The organism is Micromonospora sp. NPDC049257, from assembly GCF_040678915.1.
GTDB classification, from domain to species: Bacteria; Actinomycetota; Actinomycetes; order Mycobacteriales; family Micromonosporaceae; genus Micromonospora; species Micromonospora antibiotica.
On sequence record NZ_JBFAQU010000032.1, the window covers coordinates 42,714 to 65,024 of the forward strand.

18 protein-coding genes are annotated in these 22,311 nt (G+C 72.3%); 1 reads left to right on the top strand and 17 read right to left on the bottom strand.

The annotated features are described in order from the left end of the window. Positions 1 to 8: 8 nt before the first annotated feature. The 17 genes from AB0K25_RS28720 to AB0K25_RS28800 form a co-directional block, all read right to left on the bottom strand. Positions 9 to 680: a DNA methyltransferase gene (locus AB0K25_RS28720; protein ID WP_208570038.1), complete on the bottom strand. Its 672-nt coding sequence runs from the start codon at positions 678 to 680 to the stop codon at positions 9 to 11. After that, the gene (locus AB0K25_RS28725; RefSeq protein ID WP_357534155.1) at positions 680 to 2,011 is read right to left on the bottom strand and encodes an MFS transporter; all 1,332 of its coding nucleotides are present in this window, start codon (positions 2,009 to 2,011) and stop codon (positions 680 to 682) included. The genes AB0K25_RS28720 and AB0K25_RS28725 overlap by 1 nt, the downstream gene beginning before the upstream one ends. Then, the gene (locus AB0K25_RS28730) at positions 2,008 to 3,270 is read right to left on the bottom strand and encodes an ATP-grasp domain-containing protein (protein ID WP_363823705.1); all 1,263 of its coding nucleotides are present in this window, start codon (positions 3,268 to 3,270) and stop codon (positions 2,008 to 2,010) included. Before AB0K25_RS28730 ends, AB0K25_RS28725 begins: the two co-directional genes overlap by 4 nt. A 1-nt stretch (position 3,271) precedes the next feature. Continuing rightward, a complete protein-coding gene (locus AB0K25_RS28735; RefSeq protein WP_357534151.1) occupies positions 3,272 to 4,561 on the bottom strand; it encodes an ATP-grasp domain-containing protein in 1,290 nt (429 codons plus the stop codon). A 28-nt stretch (positions 4,562 to 4,589) separates the two neighbouring features. After that, positions 4,590 to 5,552: a cysteine synthase A gene (gene cysK, locus AB0K25_RS28740; protein ID WP_208570042.1), complete on the bottom strand. Its 963-nt coding sequence runs from the start codon at positions 5,550 to 5,552 to the stop codon at positions 4,590 to 4,592. Positions 5,553 to 5,584: 32 nt separating this feature from the next. After that, complete coding sequence (locus AB0K25_RS28745; RefSeq protein ID WP_088647261.1) at positions 5,585 to 5,809, bottom strand: tautomerase family protein; 225 nt, start codon at positions 5,807 to 5,809, stop codon at positions 5,585 to 5,587. Between the two features lie 74 nt (positions 5,810 to 5,883). Further along, positions 5,884 to 6,942: a nitronate monooxygenase gene (locus AB0K25_RS28750; protein WP_357534149.1), complete on the bottom strand. Its 1,059-nt coding sequence runs from the start codon at positions 6,940 to 6,942 to the stop codon at positions 5,884 to 5,886. Beyond that, on the bottom strand, positions 6,939 to 8,369 hold the full coding sequence (locus AB0K25_RS28755; protein ID WP_363823707.1) for a lyase family protein: 1,431 nt from the start codon (positions 8,367 to 8,369) through the stop codon (positions 6,939 to 6,941). The genes AB0K25_RS28750 and AB0K25_RS28755 overlap by 4 nt, the downstream gene beginning before the upstream one ends. Further along, positions 8,366 to 10,300: an FAD/NAD(P)-binding protein gene (locus tag AB0K25_RS28760; protein ID WP_357534145.1), complete on the bottom strand. Its 1,935-nt coding sequence runs from the start codon at positions 10,298 to 10,300 to the stop codon at positions 8,366 to 8,368. Before AB0K25_RS28760 ends, AB0K25_RS28755 begins: the two co-directional genes overlap by 4 nt. Further along, positions 10,287 to 12,368, bottom strand: a complete 2,082-nt coding sequence (pabB, locus tag AB0K25_RS28765) for an aminodeoxychorismate synthase component I (RefSeq protein ID WP_219463103.1) — start codon at positions 12,366 to 12,368, stop codon at positions 10,287 to 10,289. The genes AB0K25_RS28760 and pabB overlap by 14 nt, the downstream gene beginning before the upstream one ends. A 45-nt stretch (positions 12,369 to 12,413) precedes the next feature. Then, a complete protein-coding gene (locus AB0K25_RS28770) occupies positions 12,414 to 13,628 on the bottom strand; it encodes a 3-deoxy-7-phosphoheptulonate synthase (RefSeq protein ID WP_363823709.1) in 1,215 nt (404 codons plus the stop codon). Positions 13,629 to 13,809: 181 nt separating this feature from the next. After that, positions 13,810 to 15,348, bottom strand: coding sequence for a PLP-dependent aminotransferase family protein (locus tag AB0K25_RS28775; RefSeq protein ID WP_219463106.1), 1,539 nt, complete (start codon positions 15,346 to 15,348; stop codon positions 13,810 to 13,812). A gap of 105 nt (positions 15,349 to 15,453) precedes the next feature. Beyond that, positions 15,454 to 16,296, bottom strand: coding sequence for a hypothetical protein (locus tag AB0K25_RS28780; protein ID WP_208570048.1), 843 nt, complete (start codon positions 16,294 to 16,296; stop codon positions 15,454 to 15,456). Next, positions 16,283 to 17,653 carry an aldehyde dehydrogenase family protein gene (locus AB0K25_RS28785; RefSeq protein WP_357534142.1) on the bottom strand — a complete coding sequence of 457 codons (1,371 nt, stop codon included), beginning with the start codon at positions 17,651 to 17,653 and terminating at the stop codon, positions 16,283 to 16,285. Before AB0K25_RS28785 ends, AB0K25_RS28780 begins: the two co-directional genes overlap by 14 nt. Next, the gene (locus AB0K25_RS28790) at positions 17,654 to 18,733 is read right to left on the bottom strand and encodes a hypothetical protein (protein ID WP_219463109.1); all 1,080 of its coding nucleotides are present in this window, start codon (positions 18,731 to 18,733) and stop codon (positions 17,654 to 17,656) included. Between the two features lie 43 nt (positions 18,734 to 18,776). Further along, positions 18,777 to 19,622: an SDR family NAD(P)-dependent oxidoreductase gene (locus tag AB0K25_RS28795; RefSeq protein ID WP_357534140.1), complete on the bottom strand. Its 846-nt coding sequence runs from the start codon at positions 19,620 to 19,622 to the stop codon at positions 18,777 to 18,779. A gap of 50 nt (positions 19,623 to 19,672) precedes the next feature. Beyond that, positions 19,673 to 20,299, bottom strand: coding sequence for an NAD(P)H-dependent oxidoreductase (locus AB0K25_RS28800; RefSeq protein ID WP_219463111.1), 627 nt, complete (start codon positions 20,297 to 20,299; stop codon positions 19,673 to 19,675). 605 nt (positions 20,300 to 20,904) lie between these two features. Here AB0K25_RS28800 and AB0K25_RS28805 point away from each other — a divergent pair. Next, the gene (locus tag AB0K25_RS28805) at positions 20,905 to 22,191 is read left to right on the top strand and encodes a cation:proton antiporter (RefSeq protein ID WP_219463113.1); all 1,287 of its coding nucleotides are present in this window, start codon (positions 20,905 to 20,907) and stop codon (positions 22,189 to 22,191) included. The last annotated feature ends 120 nt before the right edge of the window (positions 22,192 to 22,311 follow it).

Consider the following 22,311-nt stretch of genomic DNA (forward strand, 5'->3'; position numbering starts at 1 on the left):
GCCGTCGACTACCGCTTCTGCGCGACGAGCAGATATTCGTGGGCCCGGTTGTTGACCAGCGGGTCTCCCCCGGTGACCGGGCGCGGATACAGGTGGATGCGTTCGTCGCCGAGGGTGAGGTGACCCCCGAGCACCCGGCCGACGTCCCACGCCAACGGCACGAACCGGTCGGCGACCCGCCGGTTCTGCACCGCGACCACCGCGTACGCGCCCCGCTTGAGGACCCGGGCCAGCGCGTGGAAGGCATGGTCGAGGGCGGTCAGGTAGGCGGAGTAGTCGCGCAGCGCATAGAACTGACCGTCGACCGGGGAGTCGGTGTCGAGCGCGGTGCCGAAGTAGGGCAGGTCGGTGACGACGAAGTCGACGCTGCGGTCGGGCACCGGGGGCCGGCGGGCGTCACCGCAGATCATCACCTGCTGCGGGTACGCCCCCAGCCGGCGCGACGCCTGCGCGGCCCGGTCCGGGGATATCTCCAGGCCGATGCCCCGCCGACCGGTGACCGAGGCCGCCACCAGGCTGGTCCCCCACCCGGCGAACGGGTCGAACACCAGGTCCCCGGGGTGGGTGAACTCGGTGATCAGCGGCGCGATCTGACTCACCCAGCCGCACTGCCCGGCGGCCTGCGGTGGCGCGTGCCGGGGATCGTCGCCGGTGAGCACCACCCAGCTGGCAACTCCCATCAGTTCTTCTCCCTGACTCGTACGAGCCCGGCGGCAGCACGGCCATCCCCGGGGTCGGTTTCGGTGGAGCCCCCGTCGGGGTCGGTGGTGGTGGGCGGTGGGGTCTCCTGCGCCGGTGCCGGCTGCGGTCGGAGCGCCTCCGGCGGCAGGTGGGGTTCGAGGCGCAACACGCCGACGGCGGCGACCACCACACCCACCGCCAGCACCAGCCACATGCCGGTCGGCGACAGCGACAGCAAACCGGTCAGCACCGCCGGCGCCAACGCGCCCGGCACCGCCCAGGACAGCTGGTAGACGGCCAGGTGCCGACCCCGGGTCTGCGCGGGGGCGGCGTTGACCACCAACGCCGACGCGGTCGCCCCGTGCAGGAGTTCCCCGACGGTGAACAGCCCGGTCGCGGCGAAGACGCCCGCCAGCAGGACCGCACCTCCGGCCGTCGCCCCGAGCACCGCGAACGACACGAACGACAACCCGAAGATGCCGGCGCCGGCCGCCACGGCCCGGGACCGGCGGAACCGGGTCAGCGCCCGGGTGACGGGGATCTGCGCCACCGCGATGCCGATGGTGTTCACCGCGTAGAGCGCGCCGACGAGCGAGGCCGGCTGCCCCAGGTGCAGGGTCACGTAGACGGGCAGGCTCACCGACAACACCATGTAACCGAACGCGGTCGGCACGTTGAGCAGGGTGAGGGCGAGGAACGGCCGGTTGCGGGCCACCAGCCGGTAACCCCGGCGGGCAGCCGCGGCCGGGGCGGTGGCATCGGGTCGACCGCCCTGGACGGGGATCGCGCGGATCAGCCCGGCCGCGACGGTGAAGGCCACCGCGGCGGTCAGCACGATCACGGTGAACGCCCGGTCGGCCCGGACGGTGAGGGCGGCCCCCGCGAGCAGGCCACCCGCGCCGAGGCCGGCGTTGCGCAGGCTGCGTTGCGCGGCGATGAGTTTGTCCCGGGCGCTGCCCGTGGCGATCTCGGCGACCAGCGAATGCACCGACGGGGAGAACGACACGTCGCCGAACGCCACCACCAGCACGGCCAGGAACAGCGGCCCCGCCGAGTCGACCAGGGGGTAACAGGCGAAGGCGGCGGCCCGCAGCAGGTAACCGCCCACCACGACGGCCCGCGCGCCGAACCGGTCGACGAGCACCCCGGTCAGCGGATTGGCGATCAGGCCGAGCACCGCCGCCGCGCTGACGATCGCGCCGACCCGCCCCACGGACAGGCCGGTGCTGTGCTGGAAGTAGATCAGCGACAGCGGCAGGTACATGCCGCTGCCGGTGGCGTCGATCACCATCGCGGCCATGTACCGGGCCTGGACACCCCGGGTCGTCACGACGGCTCCCCGATCTGGATCTGCGCGGCGACCCGGTCGCCGAGCCGGCGCAGCCGCGCCTCACACTCGACCCGGGTCGGGGCGACGGCGATGGCGGCGGTCAGGAAGTCGGCCGACCCGGCGGCCGGTGGGATCACCTGCCCGGGTCGCGCCCAGCACCAGAACCGGCGCACCCAGGGCTCCGTCGGCGGGGTGGGCACCGTGCGGACCAGCCCGGGACGCTTCATCATCAGCACCTGACCGGACATGCTGCGCGGACGCGGCCGGACGCCGCCGGCGAGCCGGTCGACGGCGGGGACGGGCAACCCGAGGTGGGTACGCAGCTCCGCCTCCGCCAGGTTGACGCCGAACATCACCTCGAACACCTCGCGGATCTTCGCCCCGCCGCTGCGGCAGGCGATCTCGCAGAGCACCAACCGGTCGTCGGGGGTGTGGAACACCTCGGCGTGGAAGGCATGGTCGGTGAGCCCACCGGGGCGGCGGGTGAGGGCGGCCAGCACCCGGTCGACCAGATCGAGCAGCCGCCCGGTGAGCGGGTCGTCCGGGTCGAGCGTCACGTCGACGCGCGGGCCCGGGTCGCTGCCGAACGAGGCGAGGTCGTACTGGTACTGCGAGGGCCAGGCCACGGCGGTCCGACCGGCCCGGACGAACCCGTCGACGTGGCACATCCTCCCGGGCACGAACCGCTCGACGATGATGTCGTCGCGGCTGCCGCCCCGGTACAGCTCGTCCAGGTGGGTCCGCAGCTGCCCGGGTGACCGGACGATACGCAACCCGATGGAGTTGTAGCCGGCCCGGTGCTTCAACACGACCGGGTACCCGTGCTCGGCGGCGAAGTCCGACACCTGCGCCGCCGTGGCCGCCAGGGCGTACGGGGCCACCTCGATGCCGACCGCCGCCGCCTGCTGCTTCATCAGCAGCTTGTCGCGGAACGGCCGGATGTCCGCCGGTCGGGGACCGGGCAGCCCCCAGCGCACCCGCAGGTCGGCGGCGAGTTCCAGGTCCGCCTCGTGCAGGGCGACGACGTGCCGGGGCCGGTAGCGCTCGGCCAGCGCGATGGCCCGGTCCGTCACGTCCCGGTCGTAGTGGTCGAGCACCTCGAGGTGGGCCAGGCCCAGGGTGTCGGTGGGGACCTGCTCACCGAAGGACTCGATCTTGTCGCGGGCGGCGAGCACCACCACCGGCTGGTCGTGGTCGGCGAGCCAGTCCCGGTACGGGAACGGCTCCAACGGATTGCGGTGCAGGATCAGCACGCTCATGTCAGGCCACCGCCCCGGACACCTGAGCCACCTCGGCGGCCCGGGCGAGGTGTTCCCCGCCCCGGTCGTCGACGATCCGGATCCGGATGAACTCGTCGATGACCTGGGCGCCCCGGGCGGCGGCGGCGGTCGCGGTGGGCCCGGTGACGGCGACCAGCCCGAGCCGGTCCCAGTTGTCCCGCAGGGGACGTACCTCGTCGCCGGGGCGGGCGCTGATCCGTACCGCCAGGACGTCGGGTTGGCGCAGCGCCTCCTCGACCCCCTCGACGGACAGCACCCGGCCGGGTGGACCGACGATGGCCCGTACGCAGCCGCCACCCCGGGGTGCGGGGCTGTCCGGCAGCGCGTCGACCAGGCGGAACGGCCACCCGACGGCGAGCCGGTCCAGGTCGATGCCGTAGACCGCCCGCACCAGCTCGGGGATCGCGTCCCCGCCGTAGCGGTGGTGGCCCTCGATGATGCGGGCCCGGGTGCCACTGAGGCGGACCTCGGTGTGGCAGGGCCCGTCGGTGAACTCCAGGTGGTCGAGGAACGTGCCGACGCACTCGCCGACCCGGTCCCAGGCGTCCTCGGTGAGCCGGGCCGGTACGGCGTGGCCGAGTTCGGCGAAGTGAGCCGGGTCGGTCATCTTCTCGGTGACGGTGACGACCACGTGCCGGCCGGCGAAGCTGAACGTCTCGACGCTGAACTCCCGACCGTGGACGTACTCCTCCATCAGGAAGTCGTCGAGCACCAGCAGGGTCGACACCCGGTCGGTGCGGGTCCCCCGCAGCCGGCACACCTGCTCCCAGACGGCCTCGTGCCCGGACGGGTCGTCGACCCGGAACACCCCGATGCTTGCGGTGGCGGCGGTCGGTTTCACCACGAACGGGTATCCGTGGCGTGCGCCGAAGGCGCCCAGGTCGTCGAAGTCGTGCAGCGGTGTCGCCGCGACCGCGTCGGCGTCGCGGCGGACCAGGTGGCGGCGCATGGCCAGTTTGTCGCGGAACCGGCGGGACACCGGGTAGGTGGTGCCGTCCAGGCCGAGCAGGTCACGGGCGCGGGCCGCGACGTCCAGGCCCGGCTCGGTCAGCGAGACCACCTGGTCGATGCGCCACTGCTGGTGCAGCCGGGTCACCACCGGCGCGGTCAGGGTCCAGTCGGTGTAGTCGAGCACCTCGGCGACGTCGGCCAGCCGCCGCTGCCGATCGGTGATCTTGGTGGGGTGCTGGAGCAGGAGCACCCGCAGACCGAGTTCCTTCGCCGCGACGAGGGTGTCGTCGACGCCACCGACGAGAAGCAGTGTCCTCACGGGAGTTCCTCTCCAATCCTCGGGCGTCTCACGGACGCTCCGACCACATGCTCAGGTAGCGCTCCCCGGTGTCGGGGAGGATGACCACGATCCGTTTGTCGACGCTGTCGCGTCGCCGGGCCACCCGCAGCGCCACGTGCGTCGCCGCCCCCGAGGACACCCCGGCGAGCACCCCCACCCGCCGGGCCAGCCAGCTGCTCGTCTCGGCCGCCTCGTCGTCGGTGACGGTCACCACCTCGTCGATCAGGCTCAGATCGGTGGTGGGGGCGACGAACCCACCGTTGAAACCGGGAATGGCGTGGGTGCCCGGCGTACCCCCGGACAACAGCGGCGAGCCCGCCGGCTCGACCGCGACCGCCCGCAGCGCGGGGTTGCGCTCCTTGAGATAGCCGGCGGTGCCGCTGAGCGTGCCGCCGGTGCCGACCCCGCAGACCAGGACGTCGACCCGGCCGCCGGTGTCGGCCCAGATCTCCGGGCCGGTGGTCTCCCGGTGGGCCCGGGGGTTGTCGTCGTTGTCGTGCTGCCGGACGAACCACGCGCCCGGCGTCATCGCGCAGATCTCCTCGGCCTTGTCCACGGCCCCCTGGTAGCGCGCCTCGCGCGGGGTCAGCACCACGTCGGCACCGAAGCGCCGCAGCAGGCCGATCCGCTCCGGGGTGGCGTTGTCCGGCAACACGATGATGCAGTGGTGCCCGCGCGCCGCGCACAGGGCGGCCAACGCGATGCCGGTGTTGCCCGACGTCGCCTCCACGACGACACCGCCGGGGCGCAGCCGGCCGTCGGCCTCCGCCGCGCGGAGCATGTAGAGCGCCGCGCGGTCCTTCACGCTCGCGGCCGGGTTGGCGCACTCCAGCTTGGCCAGCACTTCGACGCCGGGTGCCCCGTGCGCGACGGGCAACCGCAGCAGCGGTGTGTTGCCGACGAGGTCGTCGATGCCGTCGGCGATGCTGGGTAGCGGTCTCGGTGCGAGGGTACGGTTCGGCTGCGCCATGGCGGTCTCCACCTCCTCCAGGGGCCGGGGCGTCAGTAGTTCGGCACCTTGCGCAGCAGGTGCTGCCGTTCGACGATCTCCGGTTGGTAGACCTGCGCCTGCCAGCGCTGCTCCTCCACCGGCTCCAGGGCGATGGACACCACGTTCGGGCTGCACCCGAACGCGGTGGTGACCGCCTCGGTCAACTCGTCGACCAGTTGCTGCTCGGTGTCCCGGTGCAGGTCGACCGGAAAGAACTTGATGTTGATGTGCGGCATCGGATCCTCCTGGGATCGCGGACGTCGGTGGGGTACGGACGTCGGTGGGTGCGGATGTCAGTGGGGTGCAGTTGTCAGTGGGATGCGGGGCGCAGCGGGGTCGCGGCGGCCACCGCGGTGGCGAGGCGGGTGACGACCTGTCCGGCGGGTTCCGGCCGGGCCAGGCGGTAGCCCACCCCGGCCCAGAGCGCCATCTCCTCGACGTCACCGCGTGCCGCCGCCGCTGCCCGCAGCGGCCTGGTCAGGTGGTGCACCTGCGGGTACCCGGCCGGTGCCGACGCGTCGAAGGCGTCGACGAACCGGTTGCGCAGGCCCCGGGCCGGGCGGCCGGAGAACGCCCGGGTGACGACCGTGCCGGGTCGCCCGGGATCGGTGAGCGCCGCCCGGTGCACCGGGTGGGTGCCGGCCTGCGGGGTCAGCAGCAGCGCGGTGCCGACCTGCACCGCCGACGCGCCGGCCGCGACCACCGCGTCGACCTCCGCCGGTCCGGTGATGCCGCCGGCAGCGATCAGCGGCACCGCGACGACCCGTCGTACCGCCCTGACCAGCTCGGCCGTGCCCGGCTGCGGGTCGGTGCGGACGTCGGGGGTGAAGCCCGCCCGGTGACCGCCGGCCCCGGCGCCCTGCACGCAGAGGGCGTCGGCGCCCACCGCGACGGCCGACTGCGCCTCCGCCACGTCGGTGACGGTGACCACCACCTGCGACCCGGTGGCGTGCAGCCGGTCCACGACCGCCCGGGACGGGCAGCCGAAGGTGAAGCTGACCACCGGTGCCCGCGCGGCGAGCAGCACCTCGATCTTCTCGGCGAAGTGGTCGGTGTCCCGCTCGGGCGGGTCGGGCAGGGTCACCCCCCGGCGGGCGGCCAGCGGCAGCAGCGCCTGCCGGTAGCGGGCGACGGCGGCCGGGTCCACCGGCCGGGACTCCGGCACGAACACGTTGACGCCGAACGGGCCGGCCGTGGCCCGACGGACCCGGTCGATGTCGGCGGCCAGGTCCGCCGGGCGCTGGTAGCCGGCGGCCAGGAAACCGAGGCCCCCGGCGTCACTGACCGCCGCGACGAGGGCGGGCGTGCTGACGCCTCCCGCCATCGGCGCACCGACCACCGGACGCGCCAGCGGACCCGGCCGGCTCACGGCCGCCGACCCTCGGCCGGTGCCGCCGCCCGCATCCCGAACGTGCGGTGCCGGTGCAGGGCCCGGTCCACCAGCAGGTCGGCGGCGCCGACGTAGCGGGCCGGGTCGAGCAGGGTGGCGACCTCACCCGGATCCAGGACGGCGGTGACCCGGGGGTCGGCCGTGACCAGGTCACGCAACGGCTGCCCGGTCTCGATGGCCCGGCCGGTCAGCGCGGTCAGCAGCTCCTTCGCCTCGACCCGGCCCAGCAGCGGGGCCAGCCGGACGGCCAACCGTTCCGAGGCCATGAACTCCCCGGCGAGGTCGAGGTTGGTGCGCATCCGGTCGGGGAACACCGTCAGCCCGGCGGCCAGTTCGGCCGCCGCGTCGGCGGCACCCCCGGTCAGCCGCAACGCCTCCCGCAACGGTTGCCACTCCGCGTGCCAGGCGCCACCGGGGCGTTCGTCCTCGGCGACGAGGCAGTGCGCGACGGTGGCGGCGAGCTGCGGCAACTGTGCCGCCGCCGCCCGGATCCGGGTCGCCAGCACCGGGTTGCGCTTGTGCGGCATCGCGGAGGACACCCCGCGCCCCGGGCGGGTCGGCTCCGCCACTTCCCCGATCTCGGTACGCGTCATGACCTGCACGTCCGCCGCCATCGCGCCGAGCACGCCGGCGGTGAGACCCAACGCGCCCACGACGGCGTGCAGGGGCGTCCGCACGGTGTGCCAGGGTGCGTGCGGCTCGGCCAGGGACAGTTCCGCGGCGAAGGCGTGGATCAGCTTCTCGGCGTAGGCGTCGTCGGTGTCCCCGGCCAGCCGGGCGAACTCCAGGTAACCGCCGAGGGTGCCGGCGGCCCCGCCGAGCTGCACCGGCAACCCCTCGGCCAGCAGGGCGTGGATCGCCTGCCGGGCGTCGAGGACACCGGAGAGCCAGGTCGCCGCCTTCAGGCCGAACGTGGTCGGCACGGCGTGCTGGGTCAGGGTCCGACCCGCCATCGCGGTGCCCCGGTGCCGGTCCGCGAGGCCGGCCAGGGCATCGGCGGTGGCCGCCAGGTCCGCGTCGACGACCCGCAGCGCCCGTTCCGCCACCAGGATCAGGGCGGTGTCCAGGATGTCCTGGCTGGTGGAGCCGCGGTGCACGTACTCCGCGGCGGCCGGGTCCAGCGCCGTGACCAGGTCGGTGAGCGCGGCGACCACCGCGACCACCGGGTTCGCCGTCTCGGTCGCCCGACGGGCGACGGTGTCCAGGTCGATCCGCCGCGCGTCGGCGACGGCGGTGATGGTATCCGCGTGTTCCGTCGGCACCACCCCCAGCCGGGCCTGGGCCCGCACCAACGCGGCCTCGGCGTCGAGCATCGCCTGGAGCACCGCCCGGTCCCGCACGGCGTGCTCGATGGCCCGGTCGGCGCTGCTGGGACTGAGCAGCCCGTGGTCGAAGCCTTCGGTCATGTCGTCACCGCTCCCGTCGTGGTGGTCGCCCGCACGGTGAGGGCGAGCACCGACAGGCTGATCGCGTCCGCGTCGCCGAGCATCACCGAGTTGACGCCCGGCCGTGCCCCCGCCGCGGTCGCCCAGTGTGCGCCCTCGGTGGGCACCCCGAAGACGAACCGGCGGGCGTGTCGTTCGCCGGCCGCCGTCACCGGGTGGAACGGCCGGCCGGTGACGGCCAGCCCACCGGTGACGTGCGGCTGCGCCTCCTGGTCGGCCACCACGTGCGGGGTGCAGGAGCGGTGCGCGAGCATCCACCCCAGCAACGGATCGGCGGTACGACGCAGGTCGACCTCCGGCAGCCGCGCCTCGATCATCGCGGTCACCACGTCCCGGGTCCCCGGCGTGCGGGGGGACTCGACGAGGAACCCGCCCTGCTCGGGGCAGGGTGACACCCGCATCCCGGCCCCGACGACCCGCAGCACCCCGGCGCGGATGAGCGCGGCCAACTGCTCGACCCGGTGGGCCGGCGGTCCGATGCTGAGGAAGGCGTTCATCGGGGTGTACCAGTCGTCCAGGTGGTGGCGGTGCGAGCTGCCCCGCAGGCCACCGTGGTCGACGGCGAGGCGTACCTCGTTACGCAGGTCGCGCAGGACGTCCATGGCGGCCTTCAGCGGGCCGCTGACGTTGCCCTCCTGTGCCGTGTCGGCGTCCTCCTGCAGGTAACGCAGCATCCATTCCTGCAACGCCGCCGGGTCGGCGAAGGTCTCGTCGCGGGCCGGGTCCAGCACCGCGTCCCAGTCCCACCGTTCGGTGATCCCGTAACGCTCGCGGATCTGCTCCTCCTGCCCGTCGCCCCGGGGCACGGCGAGGTATTCGGCCTCGAACCGTCGGGCCTTGCCCCGGCAGCCGCGGCGGCGCAGCACGGCCACGTAGAAGACCGTCTCCACCTCCTTGGCGATCAGCGGCCACAGGTCGGTCATGAAGTCCAACGGCGTCGCGTCCGGGGCGGTACGCAGCCGCTCCACCAGCTCCACGGTGAGCACACGCGGTTCGTGCCGCCCGTGCGCGCCCTTCTCGTTGCGCCCCCGCGCCCGGTACGGGATGCCCCGCCGGGACCCGGCCAGCAACTGCGGTTCCAACCCGGACGGCAGGTAGGTCAACTGGCCGTCGTCGCCCCGGACGTAGCGGCCGGCGCGGCCCTCGGTGAGCAGGGCCAGGTAGTCGAAGAAGCAGAGTCCCAGCCCCCGCAGGAGGGTGGGTTCGCCGGGCCGCACCATCGACAGGTCCACGTCGGCCGGGTTGGCCGGCAGGATGTAGGTGAGTCCCCGCTCGACGGCGAACTCGGCCAGCTTCTGCTCCTGCACCGTCGGGGTGACCGGGAAGTGGCCCTGCGCCAGCACCACCGCGTCCAGGCCGGGGAGCCGGTCGCCGGTCTGCAACTGCACGCACTGCCGGCCGTCGGACTCGTCCCACACCGCGACGGCGACCGTGGCGTGGGCGTGGACGCTGACGTTCGCCGGTGCCGTGGCGACCACCCGGTGGTAGACCCAGGTGAGGTAGTGGCCGAACAACCGGCGGGTGGAGTAGGTGTCGGGTCCCACCCCGCGCAGCTCCTCGGCGACGTCGGACGGGAACTGGGCGAGGTCACCCATCAGCACCTGGAAGCGGGCCCACTCGTAGAGGCTGGGGCCCTCCCGCAGCTGGCCGGCCAGCTCCACGGTCGGGTCGGTGAACACGGTCACCTGGGAGGCCACGGTGTTCATCAGCAGCCGGTCGGACTGGTCGGCCCGCCACACCCGGCCCGCCCCCGGCGGGTACGGGTCGACGACGTCGATGCGTACCGGGCGGTCGGGGTCGGCCGCGGCGTTGGTGACCAGGCGCTCCAGCACGCACAGGCCACGCGGCCCCATGCCGACGACGCACACCGACAGCGGATCACTGGTAGACATCGACGTCCTCCTGGTAGCCGCCGCTGAGCAGCGCGCGCAACGGGGCGGCGGCCTTCAGCAGCATCTCGTCGAACTCCCCCTCCGGATCGGAGTCGAGGATGATGGCCCCGCCCGCACCGACCCGCATCCCGTCGCCGGACAGCACCGCGGTGCGGATCACGATGTTGAGGTCGGCCGTGCCGTTGCAGCTGAGGAAGCCCAGCGAGCCGGAGTAGATGCCCCGGGCGGTGGTCTCCAGCCCGTCGATGATCTCCAGCGTCCGCAGCTTGGGCGCCCCGGTCATCGAGCCGCCGGGGAAGCACGCCTCGACGCAGTCGACGGCGGTGGCCTCGGCCCGCAGGCGGCCCCGGATGGTCGAGACCAGCTGGTGCACGCTCGCGTACGACTCGGTCTGCATCAGCTTGGGGACGGTGACGCTGCCGACCTCGCACACCCGGCCGAGGTCGTTGCGGAGCAGGTCGACGATCATCAGGTTCTCGGCGCGGGTCTTGTCGCTGGTGGTCAGCTCGTCGCGCAGCGCCGCGTCGACCGTCGGGTCCGGGTCCCGGGGCGCGGTCCCCTTGATCGGCTTGGTCTCGACCACCCGGTCGGCGGTCAGCCGCAGGAAGCGTTCCGGGGAGGAGCAGGCCACCTCGATGTCGCCCAGCCGCAGGTAGGCCGAGTAGGGCGCGGGGTTGTAGCGGCGCATGGCCCGGTAGAAGGCGAACCCGTCGCGGGGACGCGGCAGGCGCAGCCCGTTGGTCAGGCAGATCTCGTAGCTCTCCCCGGCGACCAGTTCCCGCTTGCAGGCGGCGATGTCGGCCAGGTACTGCTCCCGGTCCCGCTCCAGCGACGCGACCAGCGAGGTGGTGTCGACCGGCGGCGGGGTGAGCGGGGTGACCGGTCCCGCCTCGGGGATCGCGGTGAGCTGCTCGGCGACGGTCTCGACCCAGTCCTGCGCCGCGTCGTCGCTGCCCTCGCTGCCGTCGGAGAGGGCCACCAGGTAGGTCTGCCGGTCCCGGTGGTCGACCGCGACGAACCGGTCGGCGAAGATCCAGTACGCGTCCGGGGTGTCGGCGCGGTGCGGCCCGGCAGCGCCGAGGTCACCCTTCAGCTCGTAGCCGAAGTAGCCGACGTAGCCGCAGGTCAGGTCGGTGGGCAGGGCCGACGAGTCGAGGTGGATGCCGGCCAGCCGCTGCTGGAGGTAGGACAGGATGGTGCCGGGCACCCGGGTCGGGGCGCCGGCCGCCGAGGTGACCTCGACCGCGTCGGTGCCGACGTCGTAGCGGACCACCTCGGACAGCGGCCCGGAGGCGTCACCGAGGTAGGAGAAGCGGGACAGCCCCTCCTCGACCCGGGCGCTGTCCAGCCAGAAGGCGTGGGTGGCGTCCCGGAACAGCCGGGTGAACGCCTGCTCGGCGTCGGTCTCCCAGCCGAGGGTGCGCACGTGCAGCCGGTGCGTCGGCGCGGCGATGGGCGGCGGGGCGGCCACCTGAATGCTCTCCCGGGCCTGGTGGGCCCGGGTCAGGTCACGGAAGTTGCCGAGCAGGGTCTGCCCGTACTCGGTGCAGATCGACTCGGGGTGGAACTGGAGCCCCCACATGGGCCGGCTGACGTGCCGCAGGCCCATGATCACGCCGTCCTCGGCCCAGGCGGTCGCCACCAGCTCCGGGGGCAGGTCCGACACGCACAGCGAGTGGTACCGCACGGCGGTGAACTGCTGCGGGATGCCGGCGAACAGGCCGTCGGAGTCGTGGGTGATCGACGCCAGGTGGCCGTGCCGCGGCACGGGCGCGGAGTGGACGGCCGCGCCGTGGCCGGAGGCGATGCCCTGGTGGCCGAGGCAGACCCCGAGCACCGGCACCGGGGAGTCCGCGATGACCTGGGCGGAGAAGCCGAAGTCCTTCTCCCGGTCGGGTCGACCGGGGCCGGGCGAGATCACCACGTTGTCGAAACGACGCAGGTCCAGGGTGGCCACGGCCGGATCGTCGTGGCGGATCACGGTGGGCTCGACGCCGTTGACGACGGCGATGAGCTGGAACAGGTTGTAGGTGTAGGAGTCGTAGTTGTCGACCAGCAGGGTGCGCACTGATGCCTCCTCCGCTCGGGTCACGAAGTTGTCGGGGACGGGTGTTCAGCGGTGCATCGCGGCGACGAGCGCGTCGACGACCGCGTCGGCCTGCTCGTTGTTGAGCCGCGGGTCGCACAGCGACCGGTAGTTGCGGCCGAGCTGGCTCTCGTCGGTCACGCTCGCGCCCACGCACTCGGTGACGTCGTCCGCGGCGATCTCCAGGTGCAGGCCCGCCGGCTCCAGACCGTGACCGCGCAGCACCTCGACGAAGGTGGTCAGCTCGCCCACGATGGCGTCCAGGTGGCGGGTCTTCACCCCACCGGCGCCGCGGACGGTGTTGCCGTGCATGGCGTCGCTCATCCAGGCGACCGGGTGGCCGGCGTCGACCACCGCCCGCACCAGGGGCGGCAGGTGATCGGCGATCCGCTGCTGACCCATCCGGCTGATCAGGATGAGCCGGCCGGGCCGGCGGTGCGGGTCGAGCAACGCGCAGATCCGCAGCACGTCGTCGACGGTGGCGCTGGGGCCGACCTTGACCGCGACCGGGTTGCCCAACCCGGCCAGGAAGTTCAGGTGCGCATCGTCCACCCCACGGGTGCGGTCACCCACCCAGGGCAGGTGCGTCGAGCGCAGGAACCACTCGCCGGTGACCTCGTCGAGGCGGGTCAGCGCCTGCTCGTACTCGAGGATGAGCACCTCGTGGCTGGTCCATACGCCGCCGCCGGCCCGCGCCAGCTCCGCCACCACCTGACGGGCGGTGTAGTAGCAGGACAGCAGCCGGTACGGGTCGGGCTGGCGGGCCAGCGCGGTGCCCTCCGGTTCGTTGACCATCAGCCCGCGGAACACGGGCAGCAGCTGCCCGTCGACCGCTTCGAACGGCTCGGAGCGGGGCTTGGCGAACTGGCCGCCGAGCCGTCCCAGACCGATGGTCGGGCGGTGCAGCTCACGGGCCAGGCGCTCGCCGAGCGCCGTGATGGCCCGGTGTTTGGCCCGTGCCGAGGCGGTGGCGGCCATGCCGAGTGGCTCGGCGCAGTCGCCGGCCTGGAGCACGAACGCCTTCCCGGCGCTGGCGAGGGCCAGTTCCTCGCGCAGCCGCCTGATCTCCTCGACGCCGGTCAGCGCGGGCAGGCCGGACAGGTAGTCGGCGACAGCGTCGAGTTCGTCCCGGTCCGGCCAGGTCGGCTGCTGCGTGATGGGCAGCTTGCGCCAGCCGGCGGGGCTCCAACTGTCGGTGGTGGGCGCCTCGGGGCGCCGTACGAGAAGCTGTGGTGATGCCATGGAAGTCTCCCCCTGTATTCTTCGGGGCGGCCCGGTCACCGAAGAGGGTGCCGCGATCCGGTACGGACCGTATCGGCGGGGAAGACGATTGGCACAGGGCCATGTTTGCCATCTCGCTAGTACCACTGGGATTGGCACCTGACTATTTGGCTACATGGCCCTTTGGCACCGACGAAACGACTTATACGCTCTTCCTCAATGCGGTACGACTACCCGGATGGGCACGGCCGGTGAATTGCTCGACAACTGTCGTCAGGCGGTTGACGCCGGCCAGGATCTTCTCGGGTGGCGTGGCCGCGTAACCGAGGACCAGCCCCCGGCCGATCCCTTCCAGCTCGTCGCCGAACGACGACAGCGGATAGACCCGCAGGCGTGCCTCCCGGCCGAGCCGGGCCAGGCGCTGCTCGTCGGCGGTCTCCGGCAGGCTGGCGACCAGGTGGGTGCCCCGCGGCGGGTTGTCGATCGTGACGAACCCGCCGAGCCTGCCGCGCAGCGCGCCGACGAGGATGTCGCCGCGTTCCCGATAGACGTCACGCATCCGCCTGACGTGCCGGGCGAGATGATTCGCCTCGATGAACTCGGCGAGCGCGGACTGGGTGAGGATGTTGAGCGAGTTGACGGTCGCCCGTTGCACCTCGGTGACGATGTCGACGAGATCCGGTGGCACCACCAGATAGGCCAGGCACAGGCCGGGAAACAGAACCTTGCTGAAGGTCCCGACGTAGATGACCCGTCCACGCTCGTCGGCCTGGTGCAGCGGTGGACCGGGATTCTCCGCCCAGAACTCACCGTCGTAGTCGTCCTCGATGATCCAGCCGTCGTTGTCACTGGCCCACGCCAACACCTCGGCCCGGCGGGCCGCGGACATCCGGACCGACAGGGGGAACTGGTTGTTGGGGGTCACCACCGCCATCCGGGCGTCCGGATGGCGGGCCTGGCCCACCCCGATGCACATGCCCTCGGCGTCGACCGGCACCGGGCAGGTCTCGACGCCGGCGGAGTGCAGGGCACCCCGGATGGCCTGCAGGCCCGGGTCCTCGACCAGGGCCTTCTCCCCCGGTTCGAGCAGGGTCACGGCCATGACGTGCACGGCGATCTGGGCGCTCGGCTGGATGATCACCTGTTCCGGGGTGCACCGGACGCCGCGCATGAGCCCGAGCATGGCCGCGATGCCCTTGCGCAGCGGCCAGTAGCCGGCCGGGTCGCGGTGGGTGTAGAGGGCACTGGTCAGCTGATGCGACTTGCTGAACATGATCTGGCCCCAGACCTTCGACGGGAAGAGGTCCAGGGCGGGCATGCCGAGGGTGAACGGACGGTCCGGGTAGCGCAGCTGGTCGTGCGCCGGGGTGAAGTAGGCCGACGCCTCGGCCATCCGGCGGGCGGCCCGGGTGATGCGCAGTGGCGTCCGGGTGGTCGGCCGGGGGGGCTTGGCCTCCATCTCCCGGACGCTCTGCCGGGTGGCCACCCGGGTGCCGGAGCCCACCCGGCCGTCGAGGTAGCCCTCGGCGAGCAGCCGGTCGTACGCCACGAGCACGGTGTTGCGCGAGACGCCCAACTCCTTGGCCAGGGTACGGGTGGCCGGCAGCCGGGTGCCCGGGGTGAGTTGTCCCGCCTCGATGCTCCACCGCAACTGTTCGTACAACTGTTGGTAAAGCGGTGCCGATGAATGACGGTCGATGAGGAAACCGCTTCCCGGCAGCGCGGGCGACTCACGTGGCATGCATTTGTCCCTTGCCCGATCGGGCGGGGCGGCATGGCACGTTCCGGCCCGCGCTGACGATCCATCTCCCGACCGGACCGGCTCAAGAAACGGAAATTACCATACCTACAACTTAGCTACTGGCGAGAGCGCGGCGGACCCCGCCGGCAGGACGATTCCTGACACCAGTCTGTCCAAATGGGCCGCGCTGTCCACGATGTACGGAAAGACGGTGCTCGTGTCGGCGAGTCGGCCCTCCGTGCGGGTGGGCAGGGTCACCGGCATCGCCACGTCCAGGAGGGACCGCCCGGCCGGCCGGGGGGTGGTGAGATCGACGACGCCCCCCGCCGCCAGCCGGCGGTAGCTGGCGAGTTGACCGGTGAGACTGCCGAGCCCACCCGCCCCGGTCGACGGCCGACGGTCCGGCTGCCGGACGGCGGAGTCCAGGGCGAAGCCGGTCAGCGCCACCACCAGAGTGGACCGCTCCGGATCCAGGTAGGCGATCTTGCAGACGTCGTCCTGGTCGGTGCAGATGTCCGGCCGGACACTGGCCTTGGCCGGCTCGGTCAGGTCGACGGTGAGCACCCGGTAGCGTGGCCGGGCGCCGGTCAACCGCTCGTGGCACTGCAACACCGCCGCACCCGTCGCGTCGGTCAGCACCACGTCCGGATCACCCAACAGGTCCGCCGACCACGGGGTCGTCGTCTGGATCGGGGTGGAGATGACCACCGCGCCGACGATCAGCCCGGCGATCAGGGCGACGAGCCCCTCCGCGCTGCCCATCGTCAGGATGGCCAGCCGGGTCTGCGTGCCGTCGCCGGACTCACCGATCCGCCCGGCCAGCGTCGCCGACTGGCGCAGCAGGTCACCGTAGGTGAGCGACGACTCGGTCTGGTTGGGCAGCTGGAACCGTACCGCCTGACCGGTCGCCCACCACCCGTCGGAGAGCAGTTCCTCAAGCCAGCGCATGATCCCTCGTTCCGGTCGACACGACGCCCTTGGACTGCAACAGGAACAGCGACAGGTTGCCCTCGTGCGGGATGCCGGGCGTGCTGTCCCAGGGCAGGGTCAGCCCGCACGTCACCTTGCGGACACTCGGGTCGGCCACCGCCGCTGCCCGCAGGTCGACGTCGTCGGTCACCAGGTTGAGCACCAGCGCGTCACCCAGGGCGGCGACGCCGTCCGCGCGCCGCCACGGGGCCACCACGACGAACGGGAACGGCAGCTCGACACCCACCGCCGGATGCCGCGGGTCGTCCGTGGACAGCACGGTGGGCAGCGGCCGGTGCGACCCGTCCGGCAGTCGCACCAGCGGGTCCGCGCCCGCCGCCGTGTGCACGGTCGCCCCGGTCGTGAGCCCGGCGAGCTGCCGGCGCAGGCCCTCGGCGCGGGTGGCGTCGACGACGGGCAGGGTGGCGTCGGACGCCGTCACCTCCGGGCTGGCCAGTGCGTCGAAACGGGCGGCGAGGGCATCGGCGACCTGCCGGGGATCACCGGTGGTCAACACCAGGGAGATGTTGTTGCACCGGGTCCCCCCGTCGTAGGCCGCGCTGACGGTGAGATGCTCGAGGACCTCGGCGGTCACCGGCCGGTCCAGCAGCACCCGGCTGCGGCCGGGCCCCCGGGTGGTGACCGTCGCGCTGTCGGCCCACCGCCGGACGGCGTCGCTACCGCCGTAGACGATGCCCCGGTCGGCGGCTTCGAGGAGGTACTCCCCCACCGCCCGCTCGCCCGGCAGGAAGGAGATCCGGTGTTCCGCCAGGCCGGCGGCGAGCAGGGCGAGGGTCAACCGCCGGGCGGTGAAGGGTTCCCGGGTGCCGGGGCGCACCAGCACGCTGTAGCCCAGCGCCAGCGCGTGCAGCCACGAGTCGTTGGGCGCCGGGTGGTTGCTGGCCATCACGGCCGCGAAGAGCCGCCCGGCGGGCACCCAGGCCGTCTCGTAACCGTCGCCCAACCGGGACGCCGGCAGCTCCGCCCGGGTGGTGGCGGGCAGGTGGGTGAGGCTGCGCACGATGTCGGCCACGGCATGCCGGACGGTGACCCGGGGCAGGCCGGCGGCGAGCGCGACCCGCCGCTCGTACTCCTCGGGGGTCTCCCCGTCGAGGTCGGCCGTGGCGAACAGCTCGGCGGCCCGCAGCAGCAGGTCGTGCCCGACCGGGGTGCCGTCGGCCGCCCGCCGGGCCCGGGTCACCGCGCCGACGGCCATCAGCCTCGGCACCATGCCCACCTCGCCCAGCAGGTCGCCCCGGACGTCGGCGAGCGGGGCCCGGTCGAGGCTGCGCACCGGCCGACCGCAGACGATCGGCTCCACCACGATGCCGGCCACTCAGTACACCCCCTCGATCACCCGGACGTCGCCGACCTCGGCCACGGTGCCGACCTCGGCCAGGCCGTCGACCGTGGCGTCACCGACCGGCTCCACCCGCACGGCGGTGTCCCGCTCGATGACGTTGGGCAGGAACATCTCCTCGCTGACCAGACTCAGCCGGACCCGGCCCCGCTGACCGTAGTCCACCACCGCGCCGTGCTCGTCGACCACGTCGATCCACACCGCCTCGGCGTACGGCTCGAACACGCACAGGTGCCGGTCGTCGGGGCGCCGGGGCCGTTGCGGCGCCACCCCCATCAGGGTGTTGCCGTAGATCCCCACGATCGTGGTGTCGGGGAAGAAGACCTCCTCGACCTGGCGCAGGCTCTCCGGGCTGAACGAGGTGCCGGCCCAGATGATCGTCTCGACACTCCGCTCGACGGCGGCGTGCAGCTCCGGGTCCGCGCAGATCGCCTCGATCAGCGGGGGCGTGGTGCTGAGCACCTTGACCGGTTGCGACCGCAGCACCTCGGCGGCCTGGTCCAGCAGGTGCCGCACGTACCGCTTGACCATGTCGGTCTCGCCCGCAGCCACCAGCTTCTTGACCCAGCGCGGGTCGAAGTCGACGGTGTGGAACATGCCGTTGCCGAGGGCGGCGTAGCGGGCGCAGTCGTAGGCGAAGACGTGCGGCCCGCTCGGGCCCAGGTGCAGCCAGTGCGCCGGATCGGCGATGTGGTGCGCCCGCAGCCGTTGCATCGCCCAGGACAGCAGCCGACGCCGGTAGTCCCGGTCGACGATGCGCTTGGGCGCCCCGCTGGTGCCGCCCGACTCGTACACCCGGAAGCCGGTGCCGGTCAGGCCGCGGGGGATCAGATCACCGACCGGCACGTGCCGCAGCTGTTCGGTGAGGTCCGGAAACCGCACCAGGTCGGCCGCGCCGTCGATGTCGCGCAGCGGATCGAAGTCGAGCAGTCCGCGTTGACGCAGCCAGAACGCCGACCCGGTCTGCGGGTCGAAGTGCCAGTGCAGCAGCCGTCGGACCCGTTCGTCGAAGGTCTCGGCGCGGCCCTGCGCCAGCGCCGTGGTCATCGTGTCCATCTTCGCTCCTCGCCGATCGTCTGGGGAATCGCCCGGCACCGCCTCAGCGCGCGGCGGCGGCCGGCTCCGGGTAGGACATCGACAACCCGATCTCGCGGGTGGCCTCCAGTTCCTGCGTCACCTCGGCCAGCTTCTCGCCGATCCGCTGCACGGAGTCCACGCCCAGCGGGAGCCGGAACGGCGGGTGCGGGTTGCGGCCGAGGTCGATGATGGCCGCCGCCGCCCGCTGCGGGTCCCCGGCCTGCGCGTGGTTGTGCCCGACCGACCAGCTGCGGATCCGCCCGGCGGTCTCGGCGTACTCCGGGAACTCCCGGCCGGCGAAGCGCAGCGACGAGGGGTCGAGGAAGTCGGTGCGGAACAGGCCGGGCTCGACCAGGCACACCTGGACCCCGACCGGCTCCAGCTCCACCCGTAGCGCCTCGCTGAGCCCCTCCACCGCGAACTTCGTCGCGGCGTAGACGCCCCAGCCCATCTTGGCGCTGAAGCCGAGGACCGAGCTGATGTTGACGATCCGGCCCCGGCGCTGACGGCGCAGCACGGGCAGCACGCTGCGGGTGACGTTGAGCAGGCCGAAGACGTTGGCGTCGAACACCGCCCGGACCTCGGCGTCGGTGGCTTCCTCCACGGCCCCGAGCAGGCCCCGGCCGGCATTGTTGACCAGCACGTCGATGCCGCCGAAACTCTCCACCGCGGCGAGCACGGCCCGGTCGGCCTGGGACTGGTCGGTGACGTCGAGCGGGACCACGAGCAGCCGGTCGGGGTAGGACAGGTCGGCCAGGCTGCTGGTGTTGCGTGCCGTGGCGACGACCTGCTCGCCCTGCTCCAGCAGCTGGCGGACGATCTCCAGGCCGAAGCCCCGGGAGGCGCCGGTGACGAACCAGACGGACATGCTGTTTCCCTCCTGTGGTACGGGCCGACGCGTCGTCGGCCGGGGTGCGGTCAGATGGTGTGGGCGGCCTTGCGCGCGTCCTCCCGGGCCTGCTCGAGATCGGCGGCCAGGGACCGGCTGAAGTCGGTCGGGCGCAGCGCGATCTCGGTCACGGGGTCGACGCCGATGACCTGGAGCCAGTAGTTGAGGTACGAGGACTGGAAGTCGACGCCGAACTCCGGTGGACACCCGGGGGTGTAGACGCCACTGGTGTAGACGACACACGCCCGACGGCCGGTGAGGAGACCCTGGTAGCCGTGGCGCGGGTCGAGGCGGAACGTCAGTCCCGGCTGGGTGACGACATCAATGAAGTGCTTGAGCAGGTACGGGATTCCGAAGTTCCACATCGGCACGGAAAACAGATAGTGGTCAGCGTCGGTAAAGCGTCGTACGAGGTCGCGGGTCTGTTGCCACAACGCCGCCTCGTCGCCGGATCCGGCGGCACCGGAGATGGCGTTCTTCTTCGCGGCCACCGCGACGGCACCCACCGGGGGCAACGTGATCGAGGAAAGGTCGAGCACGTCGAGCTCCGCCCGGGGGTAACGCTCGCGGAATGCGTCGACAAACGCCTGGGCGACGGCCGTCGAACGGCTGGCCGGGCCGGTCGGTGAGGCGCTGACATGCAGAAGTCTGGTCACCGCCCCGACCTCCGCGGCTCGGCACCGGACAGCGCCGCCCCGGGTCGGTCGCAATGACTGCCGAGGGCTGACAAACGCGCCATGACTCCACTCTCTGTGTCGAGGGAAGAACGGAACGTCAGGAAGGCTAACCCAGCGTTAGCAGGGCAACCAGAGCCATTCTTTGATCCGAGAGGGTGCCACTGGACGACCCCCTGCCCAGCACTCATTTCGGCGCGTGACGTTAAGGTGACGCAGGGTAGCGAGTATTGGCCCCGAAAATCGGGCCATAGACGACAATCACCGAACGACTCTTCTGGAATGCACGATTTCAGGTTAACGAAGCGGTGTCGGTAAGCCGACCTGCCAGTTACCCGGTCGACTCGCCGCATTCTTCCGGCGACGGGACGCCCGGCGGCGACTAACCGGCACACACCTGGGGGGCGATCGCGTTTCCCACCGGCCGCCATCCCCACCACGATCAATCGGCAAATGGCACCCCCAACCCGCCGGACATGGCCGTGTCCGGCCGGGAAATCCGCTGCTACGGTCGGTGATCCGCGCCGCCGTGAACACACCGGCGCCGACCCCGGACCAGCCTTCTCCCGCCCAGATCCGGAGATCTCATGAAGTCCGTAGCCACGCCGGCCGAACTCACCGCTGCAATCGTGATGGCCGACATCGCCCTCGTCCTCCTGGTAGCCCACCTGTTCGGCGGGATCGCCCGCCGGCTGCGGCAGCCCGTGGTGATCGGCGAGATCGTCGCCGGCATCGCGCTGGGCCCCAGCCTGCTCGGTCTGCTCCCCGGCGACCTGACCACCCTGCTCTTCCCCGCCGCCGCCCGGCCCTACCTGTCGGCCATCTCGCAGGTCGGCCTCCTGCTGTTCATGTTCCTCATCGGGTGGGAGTTCGACCGGCGCATCGTCTCCCGACGCAAGAGCCTCACCGTGTCGGTGTCGGTGTGCTCCATCGCCCTGGCCTTCACCCTCGGCGTCGGCCTGGCCAACCTCATCTATCCCCGGCACGCGACGATCGCCGGCAAGCACGTGCCGTTCCTCGCGTTCGCCCTCTTCCTCGGCGCCGCCATGGCCATCACCGCGTTCCCCGTCCTGGCCCGCATCCTGCGCGACCGCGGCCTGTCCCACACCCAGGTCGGCGTGCTGGCACTGGCCAGCGCCGCCATCGACGACGTGCTGGCCTGGTGCATCCTCGCCGTGGTCGCGGCGGTCGCCACCGCCCGCGACGCCACCGACCTCGTCCAGGTGGTCCTCATGTCCGCCGGCTACGTCGCGGTCATGGCCCTCGCGGTCCGCCCCGGCCTGGCCGCCCTGATCCGCCGCATCGGACCGAACACCTACCAGCTCGCGGCCATCACCGCCGCCGGCGTCTTCCTGTCCTCCTACGCCACCACCTGGATCGGCATCCACGCCATCTTCGGGGCCTTCGCCTTCGGATTCGTCATGCCCCGGCACCCCGCGGAGCCGCTGACCAGACACATCCGGGTGCCGTTCGAGAACATCGGCCTGGTGCTGCTGCCGGTCTTCTTCATCGTCACCGGGCTGAGCGTCGACATCGCCGCGCTGACCCTGACCAACCTGCTCGAACTCGCCGCGATCATCCTGGTCGCCTGCGTCGGCAAGATGGCCGGCGCCGCCCTCCCCGCGCGGGCCTTCGGCCTGCCCTGGCCGCAGGCACGACGACTGGGTGTCCTGATGAACACCCGGGGGCTGACCGAGTTGATCGTGCTCAACATCGGCGTCTCCCTCGGCGTCCTCGACGGACAACTGTTCACCATGATGGTCGTCATGGCACTGGTGACCACCGCGATGGCCGGCCCGCTGCTGGCGACCCGCGCACCGGCGCCCGACGAGGTACCCGCGATGGCCGCCGAACCCGTACCGGCGATCCGCTGACCCTCGGCCGCAGGGCCGGTCCGGGTGGGTGCGACGGGTCGCACCCGGACAGCGCCTCGTTCATCCCACCGCTGACCACGATCCATCAGGACTTCGCCGAAGTAGGCCGCAGATGCGTCG

Bases quoted from the DNA above. Each gene is read 5' to 3' on its own strand.
- AB0K25_RS28720 (WP_208570038.1), bottom strand. From the start codon at position 680: ATGGGAGTTGCCAGCTGGGTGGTGCTCACCGGCGACGATCCCCGGCAC.
- AB0K25_RS28730 (WP_363823705.1), bottom strand. From the start codon at position 3,270: ATGAGCGTGCTGATCCTGCACCGCAATCCGTTGGAGCCGTTCCCGTAC.
- cysK (WP_208570042.1), bottom strand. From the start codon at position 5,552: ATGGCGCAGCCGAACCGTACCCTCGCACCGAGACCGCTACCCAGCATC.
- AB0K25_RS28745 (WP_088647261.1), bottom strand. From the start codon at position 5,809: ATGCCGCACATCAACATCAAGTTCTTTCCGGTCGACCTGCACCGGGAC.
- AB0K25_RS28755 (WP_363823707.1), bottom strand. From the start codon at position 8,369: ATGACCGAAGGCTTCGACCACGGGCTGCTCAGTCCCAGCAGCGCCGAC.
- AB0K25_RS28760 (WP_357534145.1), bottom strand. From the start codon at position 10,300: ATGTCTACCAGTGATCCGCTGTCGGTGTGCGTCGTCGGCATGGGGCCG.
- AB0K25_RS28770 (WP_363823709.1), bottom strand. From the start codon at position 13,628: ATGGCATCACCACAGCTTCTCGTACGGCGCCCCGAGGCGCCCACCACC.
- AB0K25_RS28775 (WP_219463106.1), bottom strand. From the start codon at position 15,348: ATGCCACGTGAGTCGCCCGCGCTGCCGGGAAGCGGTTTCCTCATCGAC.
- AB0K25_RS28780 (WP_208570048.1), bottom strand. From the start codon at position 16,296: ATGCGCTGGCTTGAGGAACTGCTCTCCGACGGGTGGTGGGCGACCGGT.
- AB0K25_RS28790 (WP_219463109.1), bottom strand. From the start codon at position 18,733: ATGGACACGATGACCACGGCGCTGGCGCAGGGCCGCGCCGAGACCTTC.
- AB0K25_RS28795 (WP_357534140.1), bottom strand. From the start codon at position 19,622: ATGTCCGTCTGGTTCGTCACCGGCGCCTCCCGGGGCTTCGGCCTGGAG.
- AB0K25_RS28805 (WP_219463113.1), top strand. From the start codon at position 20,905: ATGAAGTCCGTAGCCACGCCGGCCGAACTCACCGCTGCAATCGTGATG.